The following is a 25,006-nucleotide window of genomic DNA, read 5'->3' on the forward strand; positions in this document are numbered from 1 at the left end:
AGTGGAGGGTGTTTAATGGATCAAATCATTCAAGATAATGTTGAAAAAAATGAGTTTCTTGTTAATAGAAAAGTATTTACAGATAAAGAAATCTTAGCAAGAGAACGAGCTGAAGTTTTTAATAAGTGCTGGTTGTTTATTGGCCATGAAACGGAAATTTCAGAGGTAGGCGATTATAAACGAAAAAAAGTAGGCGGGCGTAATTTATTATTTGTTCACAGTCAAGACGGTGAAATTAGAGCGCTTTTCAATACATGCCCACACCGCGGTGCATTAGTTTGTAGGGAAAACGAAGGAAATTCAAGAGTTTTCCGTTGTTTCTACCACGCCTGGAGTTTTAAAAATGATGGTGAATTAGTGGGTATGCCTGGTAAAGATGGCTTTCCTGACGATTTTAACGACGAAGGCACGAAGAATATGAAAGCGGTTAATCGCTTGGAAAACTATCGTGGGTTTATGTTTGTGAACTTTGATGATAACGCTATTTCGTTAGATGAATACTTAGGGGACGCAAAAGAATACATCGACCTGGTGGTAGATCAATCGGAATATGGGCTAGAAGCGCTAGGTGGCGTACAAGAATACAGCGTTCGAGCAAATTGGAAGTTAATAGCTGAAAATAGCGTTGATTTATACCATGGAATGCCTACGCATAAGACATATTTTGATATTAAGCAAGCCCAGGATCCCGATTTAAAGCGTGTGAAATTAGAAGGAAAAGGGGTTGACCTAGGTAATGGTCATGCTGTCATGGAATACGTGGCACCTTGGGGAAGGCCTATTGCACAATGGACACCAATCTGGAATGACGATTTAAAAAGAGATATGGAGAACATTAAGGCTAGACTTGTCGAACGGTTTGGAGAAGAACGTGCCGATCGCATAGCAAATTACAACAGAAATATTGTCATATTTCCTAATCTAGTAATTAATGACATTATGGCTGTTACGGCAAGAACGTTTTATCCTACATCTCCTGGTTATATGGAAGTATCCGGGTATTCATTAGCTCCTAAGGGAGAGCAAGAGTCACATCGGATAGCGAGAAATGATAACTTCCTGGAGTTCTTAGGGCCAGGCGGTTTCGCGACACCAGATGATAATGAAGCATTGGAATTATGTCAAGAAGCATATAACAACAACCAAGAGGTTCAATGGAATGATATTTCCAAAGGAATGTTAAGAGGAGAAGGTAACCAGCTGGCAACGGATGAACTTCAAATGAGAAGTTTCTGGAGACAGTATAATGCTAGAATTCAGGAATCTTTGGCTAAGGAGAAGGAGGTTGTTCAGAAATGACTGTAACAACTAGAACCCGTCAAGATGTGGTTGATTTTCTATATACGGAAGCCAAATTGTTGGATGAGTGGAAACTAAAGGAATGGGCCGCATTGTTTACGGATGATGCTCTCTATACGGTACCTCCTTTAGGAGATCCGGATGCTAGTGCAACAACTTCTTTATTCTTTGTTCATGATGACCGCAAACGACTGGAAGAACGAGCGGAAAGGTTATTAAAGAAAGAAGCACATGTCGAGTATCCACACTCTACTACGATCCGAAATGTTCATAATATACTGGTTCAAGATTTGGATTCGGATGTGATTAAGGTGAAGAGCAATTTCACTACACACCGAACAAAAAGAGAAGTGGTGGACACATTTATTGGAAGAACAGTCTATGAATTGGTTCCTTCAGATAATGAATTTTCGATAAAAAGTAAAAAAGTTATCTTAGGATTAGATAGTTTAAGACCGCATGGGAAAATTAGTTTGATTCTATAGAACAAACATGTGTTAGGTGGTGAATGGATGAGTAATGAGTCAGAAGTATACGACATTACGATTATAGGTGGCGGCCCGGTCGGTTTATTTACTGCTTTTTATGCGGGGATGCGTCAGGCAAAAGTGAAAATCATTGAGAGCTTACCAGAATTAGGTGGTCAACTTGCAGCATTGTATCCAGATAAATATGTGTATGATGTAGCCGGATTCCCAAAGATAAAAGCCAGTGATTTAGTAGATGGACTGACCGAACAGATGAATCAATTTGAAAATGAGATTTGCCTGGATGAAGAAGTAATCGACGTAACAAAAGAAGACGATGTTTTTACACTAACAACAAACCAGCAAACACATTATTCGAAAACAATTATTATTACTGCTGGTAATGGAGCCTTTAAACCAAGAACAATGAATTTAGAAAATGAAGCACAATTTGAAGGGAAGAACCTCCATTATCGCATTGAAAACCTTACTGATTTTGAAAATAGAGATGTCGCTGTTTTTGGCGGCGGCGATTCTGCTGTAGATTGGGCTTTAATGTTAGAGAAGATAGCGGCAAACGTTACGATTGTTCATCGACGGGATCGATTCAGGGCGCACGATTATAGTGTAAAGCTACTGAAAGATTCGTCGGTTAATATCTTAACGCCGTATATTCCTACTGCATTAGTGGGAGAGGACAAGATTGATTCGATGACGCTTAAACTGGCAAAGGGCGAACAGGATGTGGATTTAAAAGCTGATGATTATATCGTAAATTATGGTTTTATTTCCAACTTAGGCCCGATTAATGACTGGGATTTAGCAATTAAAAATAGTTCGATTCTAGTAAACTCAAAAGCTGAAACGAATATTCCAGGTATCTATTCAGTTGGCGATATATCAACCTATGAAGGCAAAGTTAAATTAATGGCAACCGGGTTTGGCGAGGCTCCAATTGCGGTGAGTAATGCCAAGGTTTACATGGATCCAAATGCATCTCTGCACTCTGCTCACAGTACGTCCATTATGAGTAGGGAAGGAAAGAAGAAGCGAAAGAAAAAGGAAAGAATCACGCAATAAAATGAACAACTAAATCAGGAGGTAATAGATATGTCTAAAACGAAGGAAGCAGTAGTAAGTGAAGGATCCGCACAAGAGAGGTTAGATAACTATTTACGAACGGTTGCGCATCTCGGGCATGTAGAAATTAGTGTAAACAACTTTGAAAAATCATTATGGTTTTATACAGAAGTAATGGGGCTTGTATTAACAGAAACAGACGGAGACCGCGCTTATCTACGAGCATGGCAGGACTTCGATCATCATACGCTGGTTTTAAAAGCATCGGATAAATCGGAAGTAAATCGTATCGGCTGGCGTGTAAGCACGAAAGAATCACTGGTGCTTTTCGAAAAACAATTAAAAGAAATGAATATTGATTTTACATGGGTAGAAGGTGGACAAAAGAAAGCATTAGGAGACGCGATTCATTTTAACTCTCCCTCCGGATTACCGATTGAACTCTATTGGGAAAAGGAATTATTTGTAACGAATGACCCGCAATTGATATCCAAATTGCCGAGTCATCCAAGTAAATTCAGATCTAAAGGCGTCTCACCTCGTCGTTTTGACCATGTAAATATCATGGTTAACGATGTTAAAAAGGAACAACAATGGTGGACTGATCTACTTGGCATTCATCACCGTTACTATATTCAAAATGAAGAGGATGTGCGTTTAGGTTCATGGTTGAGCAGAACGAATATTGCACATGAAGTAGCGCTCATGAGAAACTCCAATCAAAATGGTGCAGCGTTCCATCATCTGGCTTATTACCTGGATTCTCCGGATGAACTTATTCGTGCCGCAAACCTAATGGCAGAAAATGATATCAAAATTGAGTGGGGTCCTGGTAAACATGGAACAAGTGGTGCACAGTTTATCTATGTGATCGAACCTTCTGGTCATCGAGTGGAAATCTGGACAGGCGGATTTTTAATCTTTTCTCCTGATTGGGAAGCCATCGAATGGGCTCCAGAAATCGGGCAATTGGGTCTTGAAATGTGGGGCAGTACACCACCTGAAAGCTATTTCACTTATGGCGTAAAAATTGGTGAATAAATAGGAGGATTGATAGACGGGATGACCGTCTATCTTCCTTTCAGCATAAGTGCAACTACGGCTTTCGCTATTAAAGGCGATAAGTCAAGTTTTCTAAAAAACTATGAATGCTAGGAGAGCTCATCTGTGCAACAAAACCTAAAGATTGATTTTCATACGCATATTATATCAGAGGAATTTTTAAATTTAGCCAAAAAATATGGTGATGATCGTTGGCCAATTTTAGAGAAAACATGTGACTGTGGCGCCAATATTATGATAAAGGGCAACAAGTTCAGGGAAATAACGGATCAAACCTGGGATCCAGAAGTGCGAATAAAGGATATGGATAAAGAAGGAATTGATATCCAGGTTCTATCACCTATACCAGTTACGTTTAGTTATTGGTCAGATCCTGAACAAGGATTAGAAATGGCAAGATCCCAAAATGACTTTATTGCGTCTATCACAAAAGAACATCCGAAAAGGTTTGTAGGTATAGGGACGGTTCCTTTACAAGATGTTGATTTAGCAATAAAAGAAATGGAAAGAGCAGTCAATGAATTAGGATTAAAAGGTATTCAAATCGGAAGCAACATTAATGGTAAGAATTTAGATGATCCAGCATTAGAACGCTTTTTTCAAGCTGCAAACGAACAGGGAGTTTCCTTGTTTGTTCATCCTTGGGAAACATTAGGACGTGAACGTATGCTACGTCATAACTTCATGTACATGGTTGGAATGCCTTCCGAAACAGCTCTAGCAGCCGGAAGTATCATTATGAGCGGGATGCTGGATAGATATTCTAATTTAAAAATATGTTTTGCGCATGGTGGTGGTTCCTTGCCATACCTTTTACCAAGAATGGATAAAGGCTGGAACGTGTGGCCGCAAATAAGAAAGACCGAGAAACCACCAAGTCATTACGCGAAATTACTCTATTATGATTCGCTCGTCTACGATGAAAATAACCTACAGTTTATGATTGACCGGTTCGGCGTTAATCAGATCATAGCTGGTTCAGACTATCCATTTTTATTACGTGAAGCTCCTTCTGGAAAAGTTGTTGATCGATTAACAACATTGAGTGACAAAGAAAAAGAGAAAATCCATGGTCTGAATGCGTTAGACTTTTTAAATTTAAATATAGCAGACTATAAGTAGTTGTTGAATAGATTCATAGAAGTAATAAGAAATAAAAGGAGAGGATAACTTTGGCTTTTGTCATAATGGATCCGTGTAGTAATGAAAAGGCAGGGGAATGTGTTAGTATTTGCCCTGTCGATTGCATTGAAGAGGGCCCAGAACAATTTTTCATTGACCCAAATGTATGTATTGATTGTGGTGCCTGTGTTGCTGCTTGTCCAATCAGTGCAATAGTTGATGAACATGATTTGAAACCTGATGAAGAAGAACAATTGGAAAAAGCAGAGAGCTTTTTTGGATAAGAGGTGGGGTGAGGTTAGTTACCTCCTCCTGTTGAATTGGAATTAACCAAGACTGAGAGTAAGGTGGTGTTTACTGTAAGTGATAATTTAAAAGTGATTAAGCCCAAGACTTTTTATGGTTTGGGTTTATTTATTTTTTCATATTATTTCCTTAGTGTAAGTGAGACATGAAAAAACATACATTGATCTAGGATCTCGTCAGCAGACGCAGTACAGTTCCAGTTTATTTTAAATACAAGTAAACCAATGAGATTTGTGATATTGTATATTTATGGAAGATTAATATTAGAATGGTTTTCTAATATCACAAAATTAATTTTACGGAGAGGGAGGAAAAAATTATGAGTACAATGAATCTAGAAATTGCAAAAAATATAATTGAGGGTGCAGAGTCTGAAGCTTCAAAGGTTGGGGTCCAAATGGTTATTTCCGTTCTGGATGAAGGTGGAAATCTCATTGCTACGCACCGTATGGATGATGCATGGCTGGCAAGTATCGATATCGCACAAAATAAAGCATGGACCTCAGTAGCCTTAAAAATGCCTACCCATAAACTTGCAGATGCAACTGTACCTAATGCGGAGCTCTATGGCCTAAACACAACAAATCAAGGACGTCTTGTCGTTTTTGGAGGCGGATTTCCTCTTGAAGTAGACGGAAAGGTAGTAGGTGCAGTTGGTGTGAGTGGAAGCAGTGTACCTAATGATATGCAAGTAGCAGAAGCAGCTGTTAAAGCATTCAATGAACTTGATTTAGCAAAAATTAAATAATCATGATAAGTTAGTGCCTGTCACTCGAAACAATTCAGAACAGTTTCAGGTGACAGGCACTTGGCTTTACACAATGGCTTAGGTATACAAAAAGGTTTAATTATTTTTGAAATAAGTTGAATTTAAGATATGATCTATTGTATCCTTTTATATGAGCAGTATAATTAGTTAACATTGGTAGGGAAAAGTTAATAAGAGGTTCTAGCACCCCTCTTTAAAAAAACTAAGAAGAAGCAGTACTTCATCTTGGGGTACTGTTTTTTTGTTTTGAAAGGAGTTTATTTCATGTTGAAAGATGAAAAAGCCGTTGTAGTTTTTAGTGGTGGTCAAGATAGTACGACCTGTTTATTTTGGGCTTTAGAAACATTCAAGGAAGTAGAGTGTGTCACGTTTAATTATAATCAAAGGCATAAACAAGAAATCGATTGTGCCAAAGCAATAACGTCTGAGGTTGGCGTAAACCATCATGTTCTAGATATGCAGCTTTTAAATCAATTGGCACCAAATGCACTAACTAGAAATGATATAGAGATTAAAGAAGGAGAAAATGGTGAATTACCATCAACTTTTGTTCCAGGTCGTAATTTACTCTTTTTATCATTTGCTGCCGTTTTAGCAAGCCAAATTAATGCCAAGCATATCATTACAGGGGTTTGCGAGACGGATTTCAGTGGATACCCAGACTGCAAGGATGCTTTCGTTAAATCTCTTAACGTAACTATTAATCTTTCAATGGATCAAGAATTTGTCATCCACACACCATTGATGTGGTTGGATAAGGCTGATACATGGAAACTTGCAGCTGATTTAAATGTTTTGGATTTTGTTAATGAAAAGACATTAACCTGCTATGAAGGAGTAATTGGAACAGGTTGTGGTACATGTCCTGCATGTATATTAAGAAATACCGGATTAGAAAAGTATCGAAATTCAATTAAAAGAGTTGAGCTTTAATGAATGACCCCAACTTCACACACTTGTTTTGGGAAATAAACAAGGGGTTTGATGGAATCTAAATTATATAAGGAGAAATGAAATGAGAATAGCGCTATACTTATGTGCAATTATATTTGCCAATATACTTACTGCTAGATTTGCACCTTTACAAATGGGAGTCTTTATAATTCCCTATGGTTCGTTCTTAATAGGTGTTACATTCGTCTTACGTGATATTGTACAAAATAAATATGGGAAGAAGAAGACATACCTATTTATTGTAACGGCGTTAGTGTTATCCGCTATTTCCAGTTACTTACTAGGTGATACAATGTGGATTGTATTTGCAAGTGCTATAAGCTTTGCAGTATCGGAAACTACTGATACGGAGATCTATTCACGATTAAAGCTATCCATGAATGCAAGGATTTTATATAGTGGTATTGTTGGTGGTATTCTAGATTCTTCTATCTTTGTTGTTATTGGTATATCACCACTTGGAGCAAATCTTGTACCATGGGAGTTTATCTGGATGGCGATATTAGGACAAGTTATTATTAAATTAAGTATGCAATTCCTAGGTGTTATTGTACTTAATTCTTCTAATCTATTAAAGAGGGAACTGGCTAATTGACACGTGGGTAAACAGAATTGTCCATTGGTAGAAAAAGTTTGGTATAAATAAAAGGGTATACAGCAAAAAGATGGCTTACTAAGTCATCTTTTTTTTAATAGTTAGTGCCTGTCACTCGAAACAATTCAGCATAGTTTCAGGTGACAGGTACTTATTTAAATTTCATCCCAAACATAGGGCACTTGCTTCCTTATAGCATTATCCAAATGCTTTTGTATTTTTTCTTTACCCATCAGAGTTCCGAAAAAATCTAAATTTATTCTGTTAAAAGGTGGGGACACCAGTGAAGGACAAGTAAAAAAGACCTTATAAAACCTACAAGAATTATCGGTGGGGTATATGGTAGTATTGAAAGTAATGTAGAAGATTCTTTCCTGGACGTGTGGCTAATTATAGTACAAGGAGGTCAGCCCGATGGAAAATTTAATTAAACAAATTAGTATTAATGATGGGCATTTCAAGCGAAAAGAATTAGAGGAAATAATTAACAGAAAAGATGAAGCAATTCCTGAACTACTTGACATTGTTCAAGACGTTAGCAAAAACTATCAGAAATATATTTCAAATGAAGATTATTTTGGGCATATTTATGCCTATTATTTGCTTTCTCAGTTTAGGGTCAAAGAATTGTATCCGGTATTGATTCGTATGCTTAAACTACCAGAGGAGGATATAGATTACCTACTTGGAAGCGTATTAACCGAGGGTACTAGTAGAATGCTAGCCTCTGTATTTGATGGAGATATACAACCAATTAAAGAAATCATAGAAAATGAAAATCTATATGAGTATGCCCGTGGACAAGCAATAAGAGCGCTAACTGTATTAGTTTTTAACGATAAATTACGTCGTGAAGATGTTTTAGATTATTACCAATCATTATTAAAGCAGAAGACAGGATTTACTTCATACGTAATGGCGGAAATTGTAAACTGTTGTAACGATTTGTATCCTGATGGGGTGTATGACGATATAGTGCAGGTGTACGAAGATGGTTTAGTAGACAGTTTTATGATAAAACTAGAGGATGTTAAGGGAACATTAGCAAAAAGTAAGGAAGAAGCACTGGCTGATTCGCTGAAATACGGAAAATTTGAATTGATTGAAGATACAATTAAGGAACTTCAAAACTGGGCTTGTTTTTACAAAGATCATGAAATCAACAATAGAAAACCTTCAAACAGGGTGAAAAACAATTCGGAAATAAAACAAAAAAATCCTTCTGGAAAACAGCCTATGGTTAATAAAGTGAATATAGGAAGAAATGATCCCTGTTTTTGCGGTAGCGGTAAAAAGTACAAGAAGTGTTGTGGAAACTGATTTTTAAGCCAAATTTAGTTTGAAATAGTGAACTAGGAAGGGTTGGCATGGAGATAGAACAGAACGAAAGGACAGACACAACATGGAACAACGTATTTTGAAAACTGTCAAAAAAATTATCCTAACGCTTCTTACTGCTACCATCGGAGGAGCGTTATTCAAGCTGATTCATATCCCAGTTCCCTGGCTTCTTGGGCCAATGGTTGCGGTGTTAATTGGGACAAATATATGCAAGCATCGTTATGTTTGGCCTAACTCATTTCGGAACTCAGGCATGATCATTGTTGGTTATACAATTGGCTTATCCATGACATCATCCGCTTTGCAAAGTATGGCGTTACAATTGCCTTCTATGCTATTAATGACAGTACTACTTTTACTATTATGCTCTGGCATAGCCTATGTTGTTTCTAAACTTTCTGATAGTGATTATAGTACATCATTGTTGGGTAGTATTCCTGGTGGGCTTACACAGGTTGTTATGTTGGCTGAGGAAACAAAAGGGATTAACCTAGCAGTCGTAACAGTAACGCAGATTATACGTCTGATGATGATAGTGATTGTTATGCCTTTACTTGTTTTAATCCCCATGTTTAGTCAGGGTGGGGTAGAACAAACAGCGGAGGCTACTATCCCTGCTTCCATACAGGTTAGCTTGTTTCCTAATCTATTTATTTTCGCGGTGGTCAGTATTATTTTTGCCCTAATTGGTGCCAAAATAAGATTTCCGACAGCTTTCTTATTAGGACCGCTTATTGGAACCACAATGCTTCAGTTATTTGTCTTGCAAGGACCACAGCTACCATCCGTTTTGATCAGTGCTGCACAGCTAATGATCGGCACACATGTAGGGTTGATGCTCAAAATCGATCAACTGCATAGGAAAAAGAGGACAATCGGTCTTGCGGTGGGCAGCGGCATGATGCTTGTGGTTGGATCCGTGATGTTAAGTATGATCCTCACCAAACTTCATCCCATAACACATGCAACTAGTCTGTTAAGTATGGCACCGGGAGGTATGGATCAGATGGGAATTATCGCACATGAGATTCATGCTAATTTATCCATTGTATCAGGCTATCAGTTGTTTCGCCTCTTCTTTATTTTTTTCGCAGTACCGCCTTTATTAAAATTTATATTTAAAATAATAGATAGAAAGAAAGCGAAACAGCATGGATCATCATATCAATAGTGGTTTTTATAAAAGAATTGTGTTTGCACATGAGAAAGATAGTAAAGGCAGATTGATGTATCGATTAAAGGAGAATATTAGATTGATTTCGAGCAATCAAAAATGAGAATTGTTTAGTAGGGTAAGAATTGCCAAAGTAGTATGGCACGAGCCAAGGTGATGGTCTCCCCGACAGTTTTGCTTTTTATTGGGCGCCTCGCTTCATGGGACGCGGGAACAGGCGCCTTGTTGCGGGATAAGGCTTAAATCCCTTGTCTCTTCTAATTATCTTTCACAAAGGCTTTCAATTATTTTATGTATCTGGTTATCGTCACCCGCGAAAATTATTTTTCATCGTCTTTACTAGCAGTCCGTCGGATAGAACGCCAATCTATTAACTGATCTGGATTACTATTAGATCTTTCCATTCTAAGGTCCGTTAATTGTTGTTCTAAATCTTCCATACGTTCTTCCATTTCTTTAGATAAAAGAAAGGTTTGGTACAACTCTTCATATTTATCATAACTAAGTAATACTGTTTCAACATGACCATTTTCAGTAATAAAGTATGGATTATCTTTTGCCATTTTCCTGATTTCACTAAATCTAATAAGATATCGCCTTCTTTGTCGTACTTCGGTAAATTACCTTATTTGATGAACAAATTAAATTTCCACCAATAAAATAAAATCTATTAAAATATATTTTTTTGACAGACAGAGAGGAAAAACTAAAGAATAATAGTTCTGCAGTTAATGTATATAATTGCATAATACAGAAGCAGTGGCAACAGAGATTACGAATAATGGTGGAATAGCTAAAGCGGTAAAAGTGAATGTAGCTGAGCTAACTGACATTGAAAATATGATCGATACTGCAGTAAGTGAGTATGGTACGTTAGATATTCTTGTAAATAACGCTGGAATCATGGACTCCATGGAACCTGTCGGTGATATCACGGATGAAAAATGGGATTTGATTTTCGATATCAATACCAAGGGCGTCATGCGCGCAACACGTAAAGCATTGCCAATCTTCTTAGAGAAAGGAAAAGGAGTTATCGTTAATACCGCTTCCACTGGTGGTTTAAACGGAGCACATGCGGGTGTTGCATATGGAGCATCTAAACATGCAGTTGTTGGGATAACCAAAAATACTGGTTACATGTATGCAGAAAAAGGTATTCGTTGCAATGCAATCGCACCGGGTGGCGTCGAAACAAATATTGCTTCCACAATAAAAGGTTTTAACGAATTTGGGGCAAGCCGTACACAACGTGCACAAGCTGTGATGCCACGTACAGGACAAGCTGAAGAAATAGCAACAGTTGCTTTATTCTTAGCATCAGATGAATCAAGTTTTGTAAATGGTACAGTTGTCACTGCAGATGGCGGTTGGACGGCTGCTTTTTAGTTTCAACATGTGGATTTTCTTTAAAACGGTCTACTTAAGTGTTACTGACAGATAATAATCAATTAAATTCCAAGAAAATTGGTAACGACGCTTTCCTTTTATGGAAGGCGTTTATTTTATGCCCTGGGACAGGTATTTTTCAGCACTTTTTAATGATATAACAATAGTTTGGAAATTTATGACACCTTCCTATAATACAAAGCCTACATAAACAAATGCTCTAACCGTATACTCTAACTGCAACTATGCCCCGAAAACAGAGAAAAACCCCTATCCACATTTCTTATCACTATTTGAGCGTGTTAAACAACGTATTTATATAGTATACTAAATTTATAATCTTCTTAATCTATTACATAATTATTTTTTAAAACACTTTAGAATATAAGTCAAGAGGAGACTCTTTAGTTGTTGGGAGAGTTAAAATAATGAAAGAATGCTACAAGGTAGTAATTGTTGATGATGAAATGCTAATTAGACAGGGAATAATAAATTACATAAGTTGGGAAAAGGAAGGATTTGAAATTGTTGGAGAAGCTTCGAATGGTGAAGAAGCTCTGTTAACGATAGATAAGTACCGTCCACATATCGTGATAACCGATATCGTCATGCCAATTATGAATGGAATAGATTTTGTCAAAGTAGTTAAAAAGGATTATCCAGACATTGAAATTATCGTATTAAGTAGCTTTGAAAACTTTGATTATGTACGTTCTACTTTTCAAAGCGGTGTGGCTGACTATATTCTTAAACCAAAATTAAATGGGGAAGAATTACTAAAGACATTGCATAAGGTGACAAATAAAGATACTGACTTTCAAGAAATTAAAGAAACAAATGAAGCATCTATCGATAAGATAATAAGAAAATTTTTATCAGGATACGAGCCAGATTATGATGAGAAAGTTGTAAGTGATTACTTCTCGAATAACCAATTTAGTTTGTTAGCAATCTATTGGCAAGAGAAACAAACTGATCCATCACAGTTGGATGTTATTTTTAGGCTATTACGAGAATATTTCAAGGAGATCAATTTTCATCCAATCCTAAAAGACAAAACGGGTATAACTTTTCTTCTAAATTTTAATTTAGATCAGTTGACTACTATTAAAAATACAATTAATGATATTAATAATGATACCGTTGTCATATTAGGTGATGCAACGAAGTGGGTGTTGAGTTCTCAGTTCGTATCCATTAAAGCTATAAAAAAAATATATGATGAAAGCCTGTTATTAAAGAAGCAATACTTTTTTTACCTTCCAGAACTATCCGTATTAATTTATGATGATTTACCTCACGTGGAAGAAAGAAATCAGAGTTTTAACCTAAACCAATTTATAGAAATTCTTAAAAGTAAACAATTCAAAGTGGCTTTTAAGTATGTGGAAGATTATGTAGATTATTTAGCGAATCAATATACAAGCGATGTCTTTGAATTTAAATCATTTTTAGGAAACATAATTTTCAATATAATTGTTCTGTTGGCGAATTTAAACTATGATACAAAAGGCTTGGAAAATGATAAATACGCTTATTTTTCGGGAATAAATGAAGCAAAAGATGCCAAAGAAGCTATAGATCTATTTAATAGTTTTCTGGATGTAGCAAATAAAATTGTTCTATCAAAAGAAGAAAATGTAGAACAGTATAATGTTCAAAGATTGTTAGATTATATTGAAGAACATTATACAGAGCCACTTAGCTTAACAGAAATAGCAGAACACTTTCACTTTAATCCATCATACTTATCCACCTACTTTAGTAGGCATCATAATGAAGGATTCAGTGAGTACATAAACCGGGTAAGAATTAAAAAAGCGAGGGAACTGCTACAAAATAGTACGGTATCGATATCGGACATTAGTAGAATGGTAGGTTATTCCGATCACAGTTATTTTTGTAAAGTATTTAAAAAGGAAACAGGAAATTCTCCTAGTACTTATCGCAAGGAATTTTCAACATGAGGAGATATCGGGAAAAATTGATAAAGACTATACAAAATAACAATTTGTTCATCAAGATGTTCTTTGTCATGGTTGTTAGTATTATCTCTGTTTCGGTTCTAATTACATTTAGTACGATTCGTATGTCAGAAAATCTGTTTATGGAGACATTTGGTATTACAAATACGAAAACCCTTAATCAAATTAAATCGAGGTTTGAATCTTTCAGTTATGCTGTTGTCTCTACTTCGATTAATGTACAAAACAATGGAACGATAAAAAGAGTTTTAACACAAGAGGAACTAAACTCAATTGAAAAGGCAAAGTCAAACTACAATGTTATCAAACAAATGGAACGTATTTATTCGACTGTTGCACCTTATGAAGCAGACATAATTGTCGCTGGGAAAAACAACGATTTATTTAATATGAACTATAGTGATTGGCCTGTTTCATGGAAAGACTTACATCGCCATGTCATTACACAAAATACAGTTGAACAACCCGCAAATTTATTATATCAATTTGTGCCTTCAAGTTCTTTGAACAATGAACCATTAATTGTGGCGACGAAAGCTCTTACAGAAAGGTCAACAAACAACATCTATGGAATATTATATATATCTATAAGTGAAAGGAATTTTAAGAAATTTTATCAAAACTATACGAGCCAAGGTAATAATATGGCAGTGTTAAATGGAAATGGAAAGATTATTTCAAGCAATCAAGAAACATGGATCGGTAAAGAATCGATGAAGCTGTTGGCAACCAGTAAAGAAATGGAGGATAGTTCACTCGACTATAAAGACGTGGAAGTGTTCGGGAAAAACTATATGTTATTATCGGCATACCTTCCAACATTTGATATGTATCTTGTTAATCTAATTGACAAGGATTCTGTACTTGATAATCTAGTTAATACAAAAGAAATCGTTATGATTAGTATAGGTATTGTCTTATTAGCTGTTTTGGTTGTATTCATTATTTCGAGACGAATGACGAACTCGTTAAGTAAACTTATTCAACAAATTTCGAATATGGTGAAATATGATTTTAGTAAACCTGTGATAGAAACAGGGAGCTATGAAGCAAGGAAAATAGCCACTGCATTTAATTTTATGCTCAATGAATTACAAGAATATGTTGGGATTGTCGTACAAACACAAGAAAGACAAAGAAATGCTGAACTAAAAGCACTTCAACATCAGATTAATCCACACTTTTTGTACAATACACTGACTTCTGTGAAGTTTATGGTTCAGCAAGGCAAGAAAGAAAAAGCAACGGACACGATCCATTCGTTAATTTCTTTACTACAAAACGCACTTGGCGATATTAATCAAACGATAACGGTAGAGAAAGAGTTAAGTAATATGAAAGATTATGTATTGATTAACCAATCGAGATATGGTGAGAGGATAAAAGTAAACTATTTCATTTCCCCTAATTGTTTGCAATTCCATATGCCAAAACTTGTTATTCAGCCTTTCATCGAAAACGCATTTTTTCATGCTTTTAATCAAAAGAAAGAAGGTTATATTCAAATACTTATTGCTCAAATAGAAGAAAATCTTGTTTGTGAGATAATAGATAATGGCGATGGAATAGAAAGCTCTACTACTGACTTCAATGGAAAACGTCATCTTTTTAGTGGGATTGGAGTGCGCAATGTCCATGAACGTATTCAATTATTATATGGAGATGAATATGGGATTGAGATATCTAGTGAAATATCTGAGGGAACGAAAGTAAAGATAAAATTGCCTTTAATCGAAGAATAGGATATGGAGTTCAGCGCGAAATTATAAAAAAATTACAATTATCTAAAAAAAGTACAAATCAAAATCATTCATAAGAAAATGTTCCAAATAAATTCAAATGTTTTTCTAAAGATCGTTCTAACGGTCTTTATTTTTTTTTGATAGTATTTTAACAAGGCGTCGAAAGCGCTTACAAAAAGTAGGGGGTAATTTGTATGAAGAAGATTTTATTTATGGTGGTAATGTTTGTTAGTATTTTTGCTTTAGCTGCATGTTCATCCGATGATGAAGCAGCTTCTGGGGGGAATGGTGGCAGTTCCGAACCAGCGGATGTAGATAAGATTATTGCTTGGGCTTGGGATCCGAATTTTAATATTGCAGCACTTGAACTTGCCGGAGAAGCATATAACGGTGAGGAAGACTTTGAATTTGAAGTTATTGAAAATGCACAGGATGATATTGTTGCGAAATTAAATACAGGTCTTAGTTCCGGTACTATGAAAGGCATGCCAAATATCGTTCTAATTGAAGATTATCGCGCGCAAAGTTTCTTGCAGGCGTATCCGGATGCATTTTATCCGTTAGATGATTATATAAATCCAGATGATTTTGCTGATTATAAAATTGCTACTACTAGTTTTGATGGTAAACAATATGGCTTACCATTTGATTCTGGCGTAACTGGATTATACGTACGTACAGACTATCTTGAAGAGGCTGGATACTCAGTAGATGATCTAACGAACATTACTTGGGAAAAATACATCGAAATTGGGAAAGACGTTAAAGAAAAAACAGGGAAAGATATGATTACTCTCGATCCAAATGATTTAGGGCAAATTCGCATGATGATTCAGACAGCAGGTTCTTGGTATGTAAAAGAAGATGGCTCAACCCCTAACATTGCTGAAAATGAAGCACTAAAACTCGCTTTTCAAAAATATAAAGAGTTAATGGAAGCAGATATTGTAAAAATAAACTCTGACTGGAGTCAGTTCATAGCTGCCTTTAATAGTGGGGATGTAGCTACAGTTCCATCAGGAAACTGGATTACACCAAGTATTAAAGCAGAGGCTTCCCAATCTGGAAAATGGGCAGTAGTGCCAATTCCAAGATTGGCAATGGAAGGTGCAGTTAATGCCTCGAACTTAGGTGGAAGTTCCTTATATGTTTTAAATATTGATGGTAAAGAAGAAGCGGCTGATTTTCTGGCAAATACATTCGGTTCAAATAAAGATTTCTATCAAAAGCTTGTTACAGACGTTGGTGCTATAGGAACTTATAAGCCAGCTTCAGATGGTGAGGCCTATACTTCTGAAGATAAGTACTTCAGTGGGCAAACAATCATTTCTGATTTTTCAAAATGGACTGCTGAAATTCCAGGTGTTAATTACGGAATGCATACCTATGCTATCGAGGATATACTGGCTGCAGGAATGCAGGATTATCTGAATGGGAAAGACCTAAGTGAAGTTCTCAGTAGTGCTCAGGAACAAGCAGAAGCACAACTGAAATAATTAGCTAATAATGAATGATCCAGGGCTCGGCTTAGGAAAAAGCGATTGCGTGCCAATCAAAGGGTCGATTCCCTGGACTTTATTTATACTAATTTTAAGTTCGATCAGATGATGAATAATATTAGAAAAACTATGATACTCATTTATTAAAGATTACGGTCCTGGTTTTTTTAAGTTTGAGGGGTGAGAACATTAGTAAACTAGCAAAGAAAACGAATGAGACCCATTTATCTAATAACAATAACGTGATGCGTTTTTTGAAAAGAAAAAGTGTGGGCTGGTTTTTTATAATCATAGCTGTTGGGGCGATTTGTTTATTCTATTTTTATCCAATGATCCAAGCACTGCTACTGTCTTTCCAATCTGGAATGGGAACAAATTTAAAGTATGTTGGACTTGATAACTATGCTCGATTAATTAACGATCCAACCTTTATTGCTGCATTAACAAATACTGTTATTTATTTATTAGTTCAGGTTCCTATCATGATAATCCTGGCATTATTATTCTCAGTACTACTAAATGATGCAACATTGAAATTCAAAGGTTTCTTTCGAACAGCAATTTTTCTGCCGTGTGTAACCTCACTTGTTGCTTACTCTGTAATATTCAAATATTTATTTGGAACAGACGGTCTAATTAATATGTTCCTTCTGAAGTTTTCAATCATTCCAGAAGCTATCAATTGGCTAGCTGATCCATTTTGGGCTAAGGTAACAATTATTATTGCGATTACCTGGAGATGGACAGGGTACAATATGATTTTCTATCTATCTGCTCTACAAAACGTAGATCGCTCGATTTATGAAGCAGCCAAAATAGATGGAGCATCAGCTTTTCAACAGTTTTTTCAGATTACCATACCAATGTTAAAACCTATTATTTTGTTCACTTCTATCACTTCGACAATAGGAACACTACAAATTTTTGATGAAATTATGAATATTACAAAAGGCGGACCTGGAAATGCAACAGTATCCATTTCACAGTATATCTATAACCTTTCGTTTAAATATACACCAGATTTTGGATACGCAGCAACTGTATCCTACGTCATTGTAATATTAATTGTACTGCTTTCTATTATGCAGTTTAAATTGGCAGGTGATAAAAAATGAAACAGATTAAAAGAATAGCTACTTATACATTTTTAAGTATTGCATCTCTTGTTTCTATCTTTCCATTTTTATGGATGATTGTAAGTATGACAAATAAGTCGGTCGATGTTACAAAAGGAAGATTACTTCCTGGTACACATTTAGTTGAAAATATAAAAGTTTTATTTGAAACGGTAGATATTGTTACCGCATTAATAAACTCAGGTATTATTGCCATAATAACAACATTTTTGACACTATTGATTGCATCCTTGGCAGGTTATGGCTTTGAAATGTATCGTAGTCGAGGGAAAGATATTGTATTTAATATTCTCCTATTATCGATGATGATCCCATTCGCAGCAATTATGATCCCGTTGTATCAGTTATTTGGAAACATTACGCACACATTCCCGGGAATTGGAATTGACACATTAGCGGCTGCGATATTACCAACGATAACAACTGCATTTTTTATATTTTTTTTCCGTCAAAACACAAAGATGTTTTCGAAAGAATTGGTTGAAGCAGGAAGAATTGACGGACTAAGTGAGCTAGGAATCTTTTTTCGAATCTATGTACCAACTATGAAAACTACTTATGCTGCAGCGGCTATTATTGCATTTATGAATAGTTGGAATAATTACTTATGGCCATTAGTTATCTTGCAATCTCCGGAAAAGAGAACAATTCCATTGCTTATTTCTAATCTTGGATCTGGATACTCCCCAGACTTTGGCGTTATCATGACAGCTATCGTAATTGCAACATTACCAACAGCAATTGTTTTTTTTATCATGCAAAGGCATTTTGTAGCAGGGATGATGGGATCAGTAAAAGGGTAATTAAGGAAACATTTTGGAGGAGAATTAAGAGATTATTATGGGGGGATAGTTATGCCGATTATATTTAATGACACGACGAAAGAATTTCACCTGCAAACAAATAAGGTAAGCTATATTTTTACTGTTTTACAAAACAATCAGTTAGGTCATCTTTATTACGGAAAAAAACTACGTCATCGTGAATCTTTTGCTCATTTGTTCCAAGGGGGACATAGAGCAAATACGAACTATGTATATGAAGGGAATAATGCGTTTTCTCTAGATTTAATAAAACAGGAGTATCCAGCCTATGGAACTACTGATTACAGAGAACCCGCATATCAGATTTTACAAGAGAATGGAAGTAGAACTACCAATTTTGAATATAAAGAACATGAGATATATCAAGGGAAAAAGTTGTTGGATGGTTTGCCAGCAACCTATGTGGAGGATGAAAATGAAGCAACTACACTAGAAATTACGCTATATGATAACCAAATCGGTGTAGAAATTCGACTATCCTATACCGTATTTGAGGATTTTAATACGATTACTAGATCAACAGAGTTTATTAATTACGGTAAAGAAAAAGTGAATCTAACAAGGGCGCTAAGTGCAAGTGTAGATTTTTTTGATTCTGATTTTGAAATGATTCAACTCTCAGGCTCTTGGGCAAGAGAAAGACATATTAAAACCAGGAAATTAGTGCCAGGGGTTCAGAGTATTACTAGTACGAGAGGTACTAGTAGCGCACAGCAAAATCCCTTTATTGCTCTGAAAAGACCTGACACGAATGAGCAACAGGGGGAAGTATTTGGAGTGAGTTTAGTTTATAGTGGTAACTTTTTGGCTCAAGTGGAGGTTGATCATTATGATGTCTCTCGACTAATGATAGGCATAAATCCTTTCGATTTTAATTGGCTGCTTGAAACAGGAGAAAGCTTCCAAACACCCGAAGTTGTCATGGTGTACTCTGATGAAGGATTAAATGGTATGAGTCAGACATTTCATAGACTATTTCAAAATAGGTTGGCTCGTGGTAAATGGCGGGATCAAGAAAGACCTGTATTAATAAATAATTGGGAAGCAACTTATTTTGATTTTAATGAAGAAAAGGTAGTAGAAATTGCAAAGGAATCAAAAGACTTGGGTGTGGAGTTATTTGTACTGGATGATGGTTGGTTTGGCAAAAGGGATGATGATACAACATCCTTAGGTGATTGGTTTGTCGATAAAGATAAACTACCAAATGGAATTACAGGATTAGCTAAAAAGATAAACGCTTTAGGTTTAGAATTTGGGCTTTGGTTTGAACCAGAAATGGTTTCTAAACTTAGTAAATTATATCAATCCCATCCAGATTGGATTATCCATGTACCAAATCGAAACATTTCACATGGAAGAAATCAATATGTCCTAGATTTTTCCAGAGTAGAAGTAGTTGATTATATCTATGAGTTAATGGCTGAAATATTGAACGCAGCACCTATTCATTATGTTAAATGGGATATGAATAGATATATGACCGAAATTGGATCGCTCGATTTACCTGCGAATAGACAAAGAGAGGTAGCGCACAGGTATATTCTAGGTGTCTACCATTTATATGAAAGACTGACAACTATGTTTCCAAATGTTTTGTTCGAATCATGTGCGAGTGGCGGCTGTCGTTTTGATCCAGGATTACTATACTATGCCCCCCAAACATGGACTAGTGACGATACAGATGCGGTGGAACGATTAAAAATTCAGTATGGAACGTCTATGGTATATCCTATTAGCTCAATGGGAGCCCATGTTTCTGCGGTGCCAAATCACCAAGTAGGGCGTGTTACTAGTTTAGATACGAGGGCTAATGTTGCGTACTTTGGTGTATTTGGATATGAATTAGATGTGACGAAAATGGATCAACAGGAAAAAGATGAAGTGAAGAAACAGATTGCATTTTATAAGGAAAATCGCAGTCTAATTCAAAAGGGGAAGTTTTACCGAATTGATAGCCCTTTTGCTAAAGATGGTAATGTTACGAGTTGGATGGTAGTTTCGGATGATCAACGAGAGGCGTTAGTCGGATATTATCAGCTACTTTCATTGCCAAATACCGGATTTGGTCGGATTCGATTAGAAGGTCTTCATCCAGACTATGAATACTCTATGGAAGGAGTAGATGGAACATTTTTTGGAGATGAGTTATTAAGTGCTGGATTACTAATTGATCAGCATCATTTAAATAAGCTAACAGATGATTTTTCATCACTAATAATTAAATTGACTAGTTTAACTTTGTAAAATAAAAAATTAATGTGAACTATCTTATATTTAATTCTGACTTACTATGTCAGTTCCTTTGGTTCTTTACATTAGGAATAATTTGATGTCAGGGAGGTAAATGAATGTTAACAGCTAAAGGCGGAGAATTTCATTTAGAAGAAAAGCCTTTTCAATTGTTGTCTGGAGCAATACACTATTTTCGAATTGTACCTGAATATTGGAGAGATAGACTTGAGAAGTTAAAAGCATTGGGACTGAATACAGTTGAGACATACATACCTTGGAATTTTCATGAACCTAAAAAAGGGGAATTTAACTTCTCAGGGATGGCGGATGTGGAGAAGTTTATTAAACTAGCTCATGAACTGGGACTGTACGTCATTTTGCGACCTTCCCCATACATTTGCGCAGAGTGGGAGATGGGGGGATTACCCGCATGGTTGCTTAAGGAAGAAGAAATGGTATTACGGAGTAGTCATCCAGCCTATTTAAATCATGTCGAGGATTATTATGATGTTTTATTACCTAAATTCAAACAGTACTTGTACCAGTACGGTGGGCCAGTTATCGCTATGCAAATTGAAAATGAGTATGGCGCGTATGGAAATGACAAGAGTTATTTGGAGTTCTTGAAGCATCTTTACGGAAAACACGATTTGGATACATTTTTATTTACATCGGATGGTCCCGAGTTTATTGAACAAGGTTCGCTGCAAGATGTGACGACAACACTCAATTTTGGGTCGAAAGTTGAGCGTGCATTTGAAGAACTTGAAAAGCTGAAACCAAATTCGCCGAAATTAGTTGCAGAATTTTGGATTGGATGGTTTGACTATTGGACAGGCGAACACCACACGCGAAGTGCTAAAAATGTTGCTGAGGTCTTTAGAGAGTTAATAGAAAAGAAGGGCTCCGTTAACTTTTATATGTTTCAGGGAGGAACAAATTTTGGATTTATGAATGGTGCAAATCACTATGACATTTATTATCCTACTATCACTAGCTATGATTATGACAGCTTGTTAACAGAACGTGGTGAAACAACAAAGAAGTACGATGCAATAAAGAAAGTGTTACGTGATTATATTGAGGTTCCGGAAGACTATAAAAGTACACTAACTCTAGCTAAAGAGTACGGTAGTATTGCCGTAACAGAATCTGTCAGTATATTTGATACCTTAAGTGAAATTAGTAATAAAGTTAAGCATGTCAGTCCATTATCTATGGAAGAAATTGATCAACCTTATGGATACACACTATATCGTACAAATATTAATAGAAAAGGTGAATTGAAATTTAATTCTGATGCAATCCATGATCGTGCCTATCTATATATAAATGGTAGTTACGTTGCAACCACCTATAAGAATGATGAGAAAAAGGAACTTACGCTAAATTTCCCTGAAAAGAACAACTTGCTAGAGATATTTGTTGAGAATATGGGAAGAGCAAATTATGGTGAGCATCTTACTGATAAGAAGGGACTAGTCAAAAACATCTGGTTAGGGGAACAATACTTTTTTAATTGGGAAATGTACGCAATCGAATTAGAAAGATTGCCCGAAAATTATCATCATAATAATGATGAAACCAGATTTCCAAAATTCTACCGCGGAAGTTTTGATGTCGATCAAATAGGTGATACGTACGTTGATACATACGGTTTTACAAAAGGAAATGTCTTCATTAATGGTTTTAACTTAGGGAGATATTGGAATTCTGCCGGACCACAGCAGAGGCTTTACCTTCCTGGCCCACTTTTGAAGCAAAAAGGCAATCAGATAGTTGTATTGGAATTAGAATATACCAATACAGATAACGTTCAATTACTAAGTGAGCCAAAGCTAAACTAAAAAAAGATAATAGAAAACAAATGAATGGAGCTGCTTCGTATGATAAATGAAAAGTTATCTAAAATATGGCACGGGGGGGATTACAACCCTGAACAATGGAATTCTACTGAAATCTGGGATGAAGATATCCGAATGTTTAAACTTGCTGGGATTGATGTTGCTACATTGAATGTATTCTCATGGGTGTTGAGTCAACCTGATGAAAATACATTTAATTTTGAATGGCTAGATGAGAAAATTGATCGGCTTTATGAAAATGGTATCTATACTTGTTTAGCAACTAGCACAGCGGCACATCCCGCATGGATGGCAAAAAAATATCCCGATGTACGACGTGTTGATTTTTATGGAAGGAAAAGAAAGTTTGGTGGTAGACATAATTCATGTCCAAACAGCCCTACCTATCGAAAGCACGCAGAAAGAATAGCAGGCAAGCTTGCCGAAAGATATAAGGACCATCCAGCGGTGTTGATTTGGCATGTTTCGAATGAATACGGAGGCTATTGTTATTGCAATCAATGTGAGCAGGCATTTCATAAATGGTTAAATGACAAGTATAAGTCACTAGATAACCTAAATAAGGCGTGGAATACAGCGTTTTGGGGCCATACATTTTATGAATGGGATGAGATTGTACTACCAAACATACTTAGCGAGGAAAATGAAGGAGATGTTTCCAATTTTCAAGGAATCTCCTTAGACTACAGACGTTTTATGTCCGATAGTTTACTAGAATGTTATAAATTAGAATACCAAGCGATTAGAAAACAGAATAACAACACACCTATCACAACAAACCTTATGGGTACTTATCCGATGCTAGACTACTTTAAATGGGCGAAGGAAATGGATGTTGTGTCATGGGATAACTATCCTGCAATCGATACACCGGCAAGTTACACGGCAATGACACATGATTTGATGCGAGGTTTAAAAAGCGGGCAACCTTTTATGGTAATGGAACAAACGCCGAGTCAGCAAAATTGGCAGCCGTATAACTCGCTGAAGAGACCAGGCGTGATGCGATTATGGAGTTACCAAGCAATTGGACGTGGAGCAGATACGATTCTTTATTTTCAATTAAGACGATCGATTGGTGCATGTGAAAAGTATCATGGAGCAGTCATCGAACACGTAGGTAACGAACATACAAGGGTTTTCAAAGAAGTAGCACAATTAGGTGGAGAATTGGATCAGCTCGGTGACAAGTTACTAGATGCACGTGTGAATGCAAAAGTGGCAATTGTATTTGATTGGGAAAATCGTTGGGCCGTTGATTTGACAAGTGGACCTTCCGTTGCTTTAGACTATGTTGCAGAAGTTCATAAGTACTATGACGCCTTGTATAAGCAAAATATTCAAGTCGATATGATTGGGATAGAGGAAGATTTAGGTCAGTATGATTTAGTCATTGCCCCTGTGCTTTATATGGTTAAAGAAGGGTACGCCAAAAATGTTGAGTCATTTGTTGAAAATGGAGGAACATTCATGACTACCTTTTTCAGTGGTATTGTAAATGAAAATGATATTGTCACACTAGGTGGTTATCCAGGTGAACTGCGAAATGTCCTTGGAATTTGGTCAGAGGAAATTGATGCCCTGCATCCAGATGAAAAGAATGAAATTGTAATGAAAGAAACATGGGGAAACTTAAGTGGAAGCTATACATGTAACTTACTATTTGATCTAATTCATTCAGAAGGAGCGGAAGTAATCGCTGAGTATGGTTCTGACTTTTATCAAGGTATGCCTGTAGTTACTGCAAATCAATTTGGAAAAGGGAAAGCATGGTATGTCGCATCAAGCCCAGATAGCGAATTCCTAACAGGACTATTAAGTTCTATCTGTGAGGAAGCTGGAATAGAGTCCCTTCTAGATGTTCCAGAAGGTGTAGAAACAACAGAACGAATCAAGGACGGACATTCTTATTTATTTGTACTGAATCATAACAGCGAGGAAGTCACTATAAATATTAACGAACATAAATATTATGACTTACTCCTTAATAAGGATATCGCCGGAAAAGTGACTTTGGATGGTAAAGGTGTACTTATTCTAACTAAGGTGAAGTAATTAAATTAGGGTTGCCCAAACCTGTTTATATAATAGTGCTGATATCCTGTTTTACAGGGTGTCAGCACTATTTATTTAATTGGTTTCGAATGAATGATTTGTGCTTG

The 25,006-nt window shown here is 36.2% G+C and carries 21 protein-coding genes; 20 read left to right on the forward strand and 1 reads right to left on the reverse strand.

Features of this window, described 5'->3' with window-relative positions; all coding sequences use genetic code 11:
* Nucleotides 1-15 precede the first annotated feature (15 nt).
* The 11 genes from LG329_RS16515 (at nt 16) to LG329_RS16565 (ending at nt 10,166) form a co-directional block, all read left to right on the forward strand.
* Complete coding sequence (locus LG329_RS16515; protein ID WP_404451926.1) at nt 16-1,299, forward strand: Rieske 2Fe-2S domain-containing protein; 1,284 nt, start codon at nt 16-18, stop codon at nt 1,297-1,299.
* Nucleotides 1,296-1,784 carry an aromatic-ring-hydroxylating dioxygenase subunit beta gene (locus LG329_RS16520; protein WP_404451927.1) on the forward strand — a complete coding sequence of 163 codons (489 nt, stop codon included), beginning with the start codon at nt 1,296-1,298 and terminating at the stop codon, nt 1,782-1,784. The genes LG329_RS16515 and LG329_RS16520 overlap by 4 nt, the downstream gene beginning before the upstream one ends.
* Before the next feature lie 27 nt (nt 1,785-1,811).
* A complete protein-coding gene (locus tag LG329_RS16525) occupies nt 1,812-2,846 on the forward strand; it encodes an NAD(P)/FAD-dependent oxidoreductase (RefSeq protein WP_404451928.1) in 1,035 nt (344 codons plus the stop codon).
* Between the two features lie 30 nt (nt 2,847-2,876).
* Nucleotides 2,877-3,887, forward strand: coding sequence for a VOC family protein (locus LG329_RS16530; protein ID WP_404451929.1), 1,011 nt, complete (start codon nt 2,877-2,879; stop codon nt 3,885-3,887).
* Nucleotides 3,888-4,013: 126 nt separating this feature from the next.
* Entirely contained in the window at nt 4,014-5,030 is a 1,017-nt protein-coding gene (locus LG329_RS16535) for an amidohydrolase family protein (protein WP_404451930.1), read from the forward strand.
* A gap of 50 nt (nt 5,031-5,080) precedes the next feature.
* Nucleotides 5,081-5,314 carry an indolepyruvate ferredoxin oxidoreductase subunit alpha gene (locus LG329_RS16540; protein ID WP_404451931.1) on the forward strand — a complete coding sequence of 78 codons (234 nt, stop codon included), beginning with the start codon at nt 5,081-5,083 and terminating at the stop codon, nt 5,312-5,314.
* A 341-nt stretch (nt 5,315-5,655) separates the two neighbouring features.
* A complete protein-coding gene (locus LG329_RS16545; RefSeq protein WP_404451932.1) occupies nt 5,656-6,084 on the forward strand; it encodes a heme-binding protein in 429 nt (142 codons plus the stop codon).
* 288 nt (nt 6,085-6,372) lie between these two features.
* Nucleotides 6,373-7,038, forward strand: a complete 666-nt coding sequence (gene queC / locus LG329_RS16550; protein WP_404456728.1) for a 7-cyano-7-deazaguanine synthase QueC — start codon at nt 6,373-6,375, stop codon at nt 7,036-7,038.
* An 82-nt stretch (nt 7,039-7,120) separates the two neighbouring features.
* A complete protein-coding gene (locus LG329_RS16555) occupies nt 7,121-7,654 on the forward strand; it encodes a VUT family protein (RefSeq protein WP_404451933.1) in 534 nt (177 codons plus the stop codon).
* 414 nt (nt 7,655-8,068) lie between these two features.
* Nucleotides 8,069-8,974 (forward strand): DUF1186 domain-containing protein, encoded by a 906-nt coding sequence (locus LG329_RS16560; RefSeq protein WP_404451934.1) that lies wholly within the window; start codon nt 8,069-8,071, stop codon nt 8,972-8,974.
* An 82-nt stretch (nt 8,975-9,056) separates the two neighbouring features.
* Entirely contained in the window at nt 9,057-10,166 is a 1,110-nt protein-coding gene (locus tag LG329_RS16565; protein WP_404451935.1) for an AbrB family transcriptional regulator, read from the forward strand.
* 323 nt (nt 10,167-10,489) lie between these two features.
* Here LG329_RS16565 and LG329_RS16570 read toward each other — a convergent pair whose 3' ends face one another.
* Nucleotides 10,490-10,732: a hypothetical protein gene (locus LG329_RS16570; protein ID WP_404451936.1), complete on the reverse strand. Its 243-nt coding sequence runs from the start codon at nt 10,730-10,732 to the stop codon at nt 10,490-10,492.
* A gap of 178 nt (nt 10,733-10,910) precedes the next feature.
* On the opposite strand from LG329_RS16570, the gene LG329_RS16575 reads away from it, so the two are divergent.
* The 9 genes from LG329_RS16575 to LG329_RS16615 all read left to right on the forward strand — a co-directional run bounded on the left by LG329_RS16575 (nt 10,911) and on the right by LG329_RS16615 (nt 24,899).
* On the forward strand, nt 10,911-11,558 hold the full coding sequence (locus LG329_RS16575; RefSeq protein ID WP_404451937.1) for an SDR family oxidoreductase: 648 nt from the start codon (nt 10,911-10,913) through the stop codon (nt 11,556-11,558).
* 428 nt (nt 11,559-11,986) lie between these two features.
* Entirely contained in the window at nt 11,987-13,525 is a 1,539-nt protein-coding gene (locus tag LG329_RS16580) for a response regulator (protein ID WP_404451938.1), read from the forward strand.
* Nucleotides 13,522-15,285 (forward strand): sensor histidine kinase, encoded by a 1,764-nt coding sequence (locus LG329_RS16585; protein ID WP_404451939.1) that lies wholly within the window; start codon nt 13,522-13,524, stop codon nt 15,283-15,285. The genes LG329_RS16580 and LG329_RS16585 overlap by 4 nt, the downstream gene beginning before the upstream one ends.
* 194 nt (nt 15,286-15,479) lie before the next feature.
* A complete protein-coding gene (locus LG329_RS16590; protein WP_404451940.1) occupies nt 15,480-16,781 on the forward strand; it encodes an ABC transporter substrate-binding protein in 1,302 nt (433 codons plus the stop codon).
* Between the two features lie 248 nt (nt 16,782-17,029).
* Nucleotides 17,030-17,899 carry a carbohydrate ABC transporter permease gene (locus LG329_RS16595; RefSeq protein WP_404456731.1) on the forward strand — a complete coding sequence of 290 codons (870 nt, stop codon included), beginning with the start codon at nt 17,030-17,032 and terminating at the stop codon, nt 17,897-17,899.
* Complete coding sequence (locus tag LG329_RS16600; protein ID WP_404451941.1) at nt 17,896-18,723, forward strand: carbohydrate ABC transporter permease; 828 nt, start codon at nt 17,896-17,898, stop codon at nt 18,721-18,723. The genes LG329_RS16595 and LG329_RS16600 overlap by 4 nt, the downstream gene beginning before the upstream one ends.
* A 51-nt stretch (nt 18,724-18,774) precedes the next feature.
* A complete protein-coding gene (locus LG329_RS16605; protein ID WP_404451942.1) occupies nt 18,775-20,991 on the forward strand; it encodes an alpha-galactosidase in 2,217 nt (738 codons plus the stop codon).
* 104 nt (nt 20,992-21,095) lie between these two features.
* Nucleotides 21,096-22,826: a glycoside hydrolase family 35 protein gene (locus LG329_RS16610; protein WP_404451943.1), complete on the forward strand. Its 1,731-nt coding sequence runs from the start codon at nt 21,096-21,098 to the stop codon at nt 22,824-22,826.
* A 39-nt stretch (nt 22,827-22,865) separates the two neighbouring features.
* Nucleotides 22,866-24,899 (forward strand): beta-galactosidase, encoded by a 2,034-nt coding sequence (locus LG329_RS16615; RefSeq protein WP_404451944.1) that lies wholly within the window; start codon nt 22,866-22,868, stop codon nt 24,897-24,899.
* Nucleotides 24,900-25,006: the final 107 nt, after the last annotated feature.

Origin of the sequence: Virgibacillus necropolis (genome assembly GCF_044793635.1) — a bacterium.
Classification (GTDB): Bacteria; Bacillota; Bacilli; order Bacillales; family Amphibacillaceae; genus Virgibacillus_F; species Virgibacillus_F necropolis_A.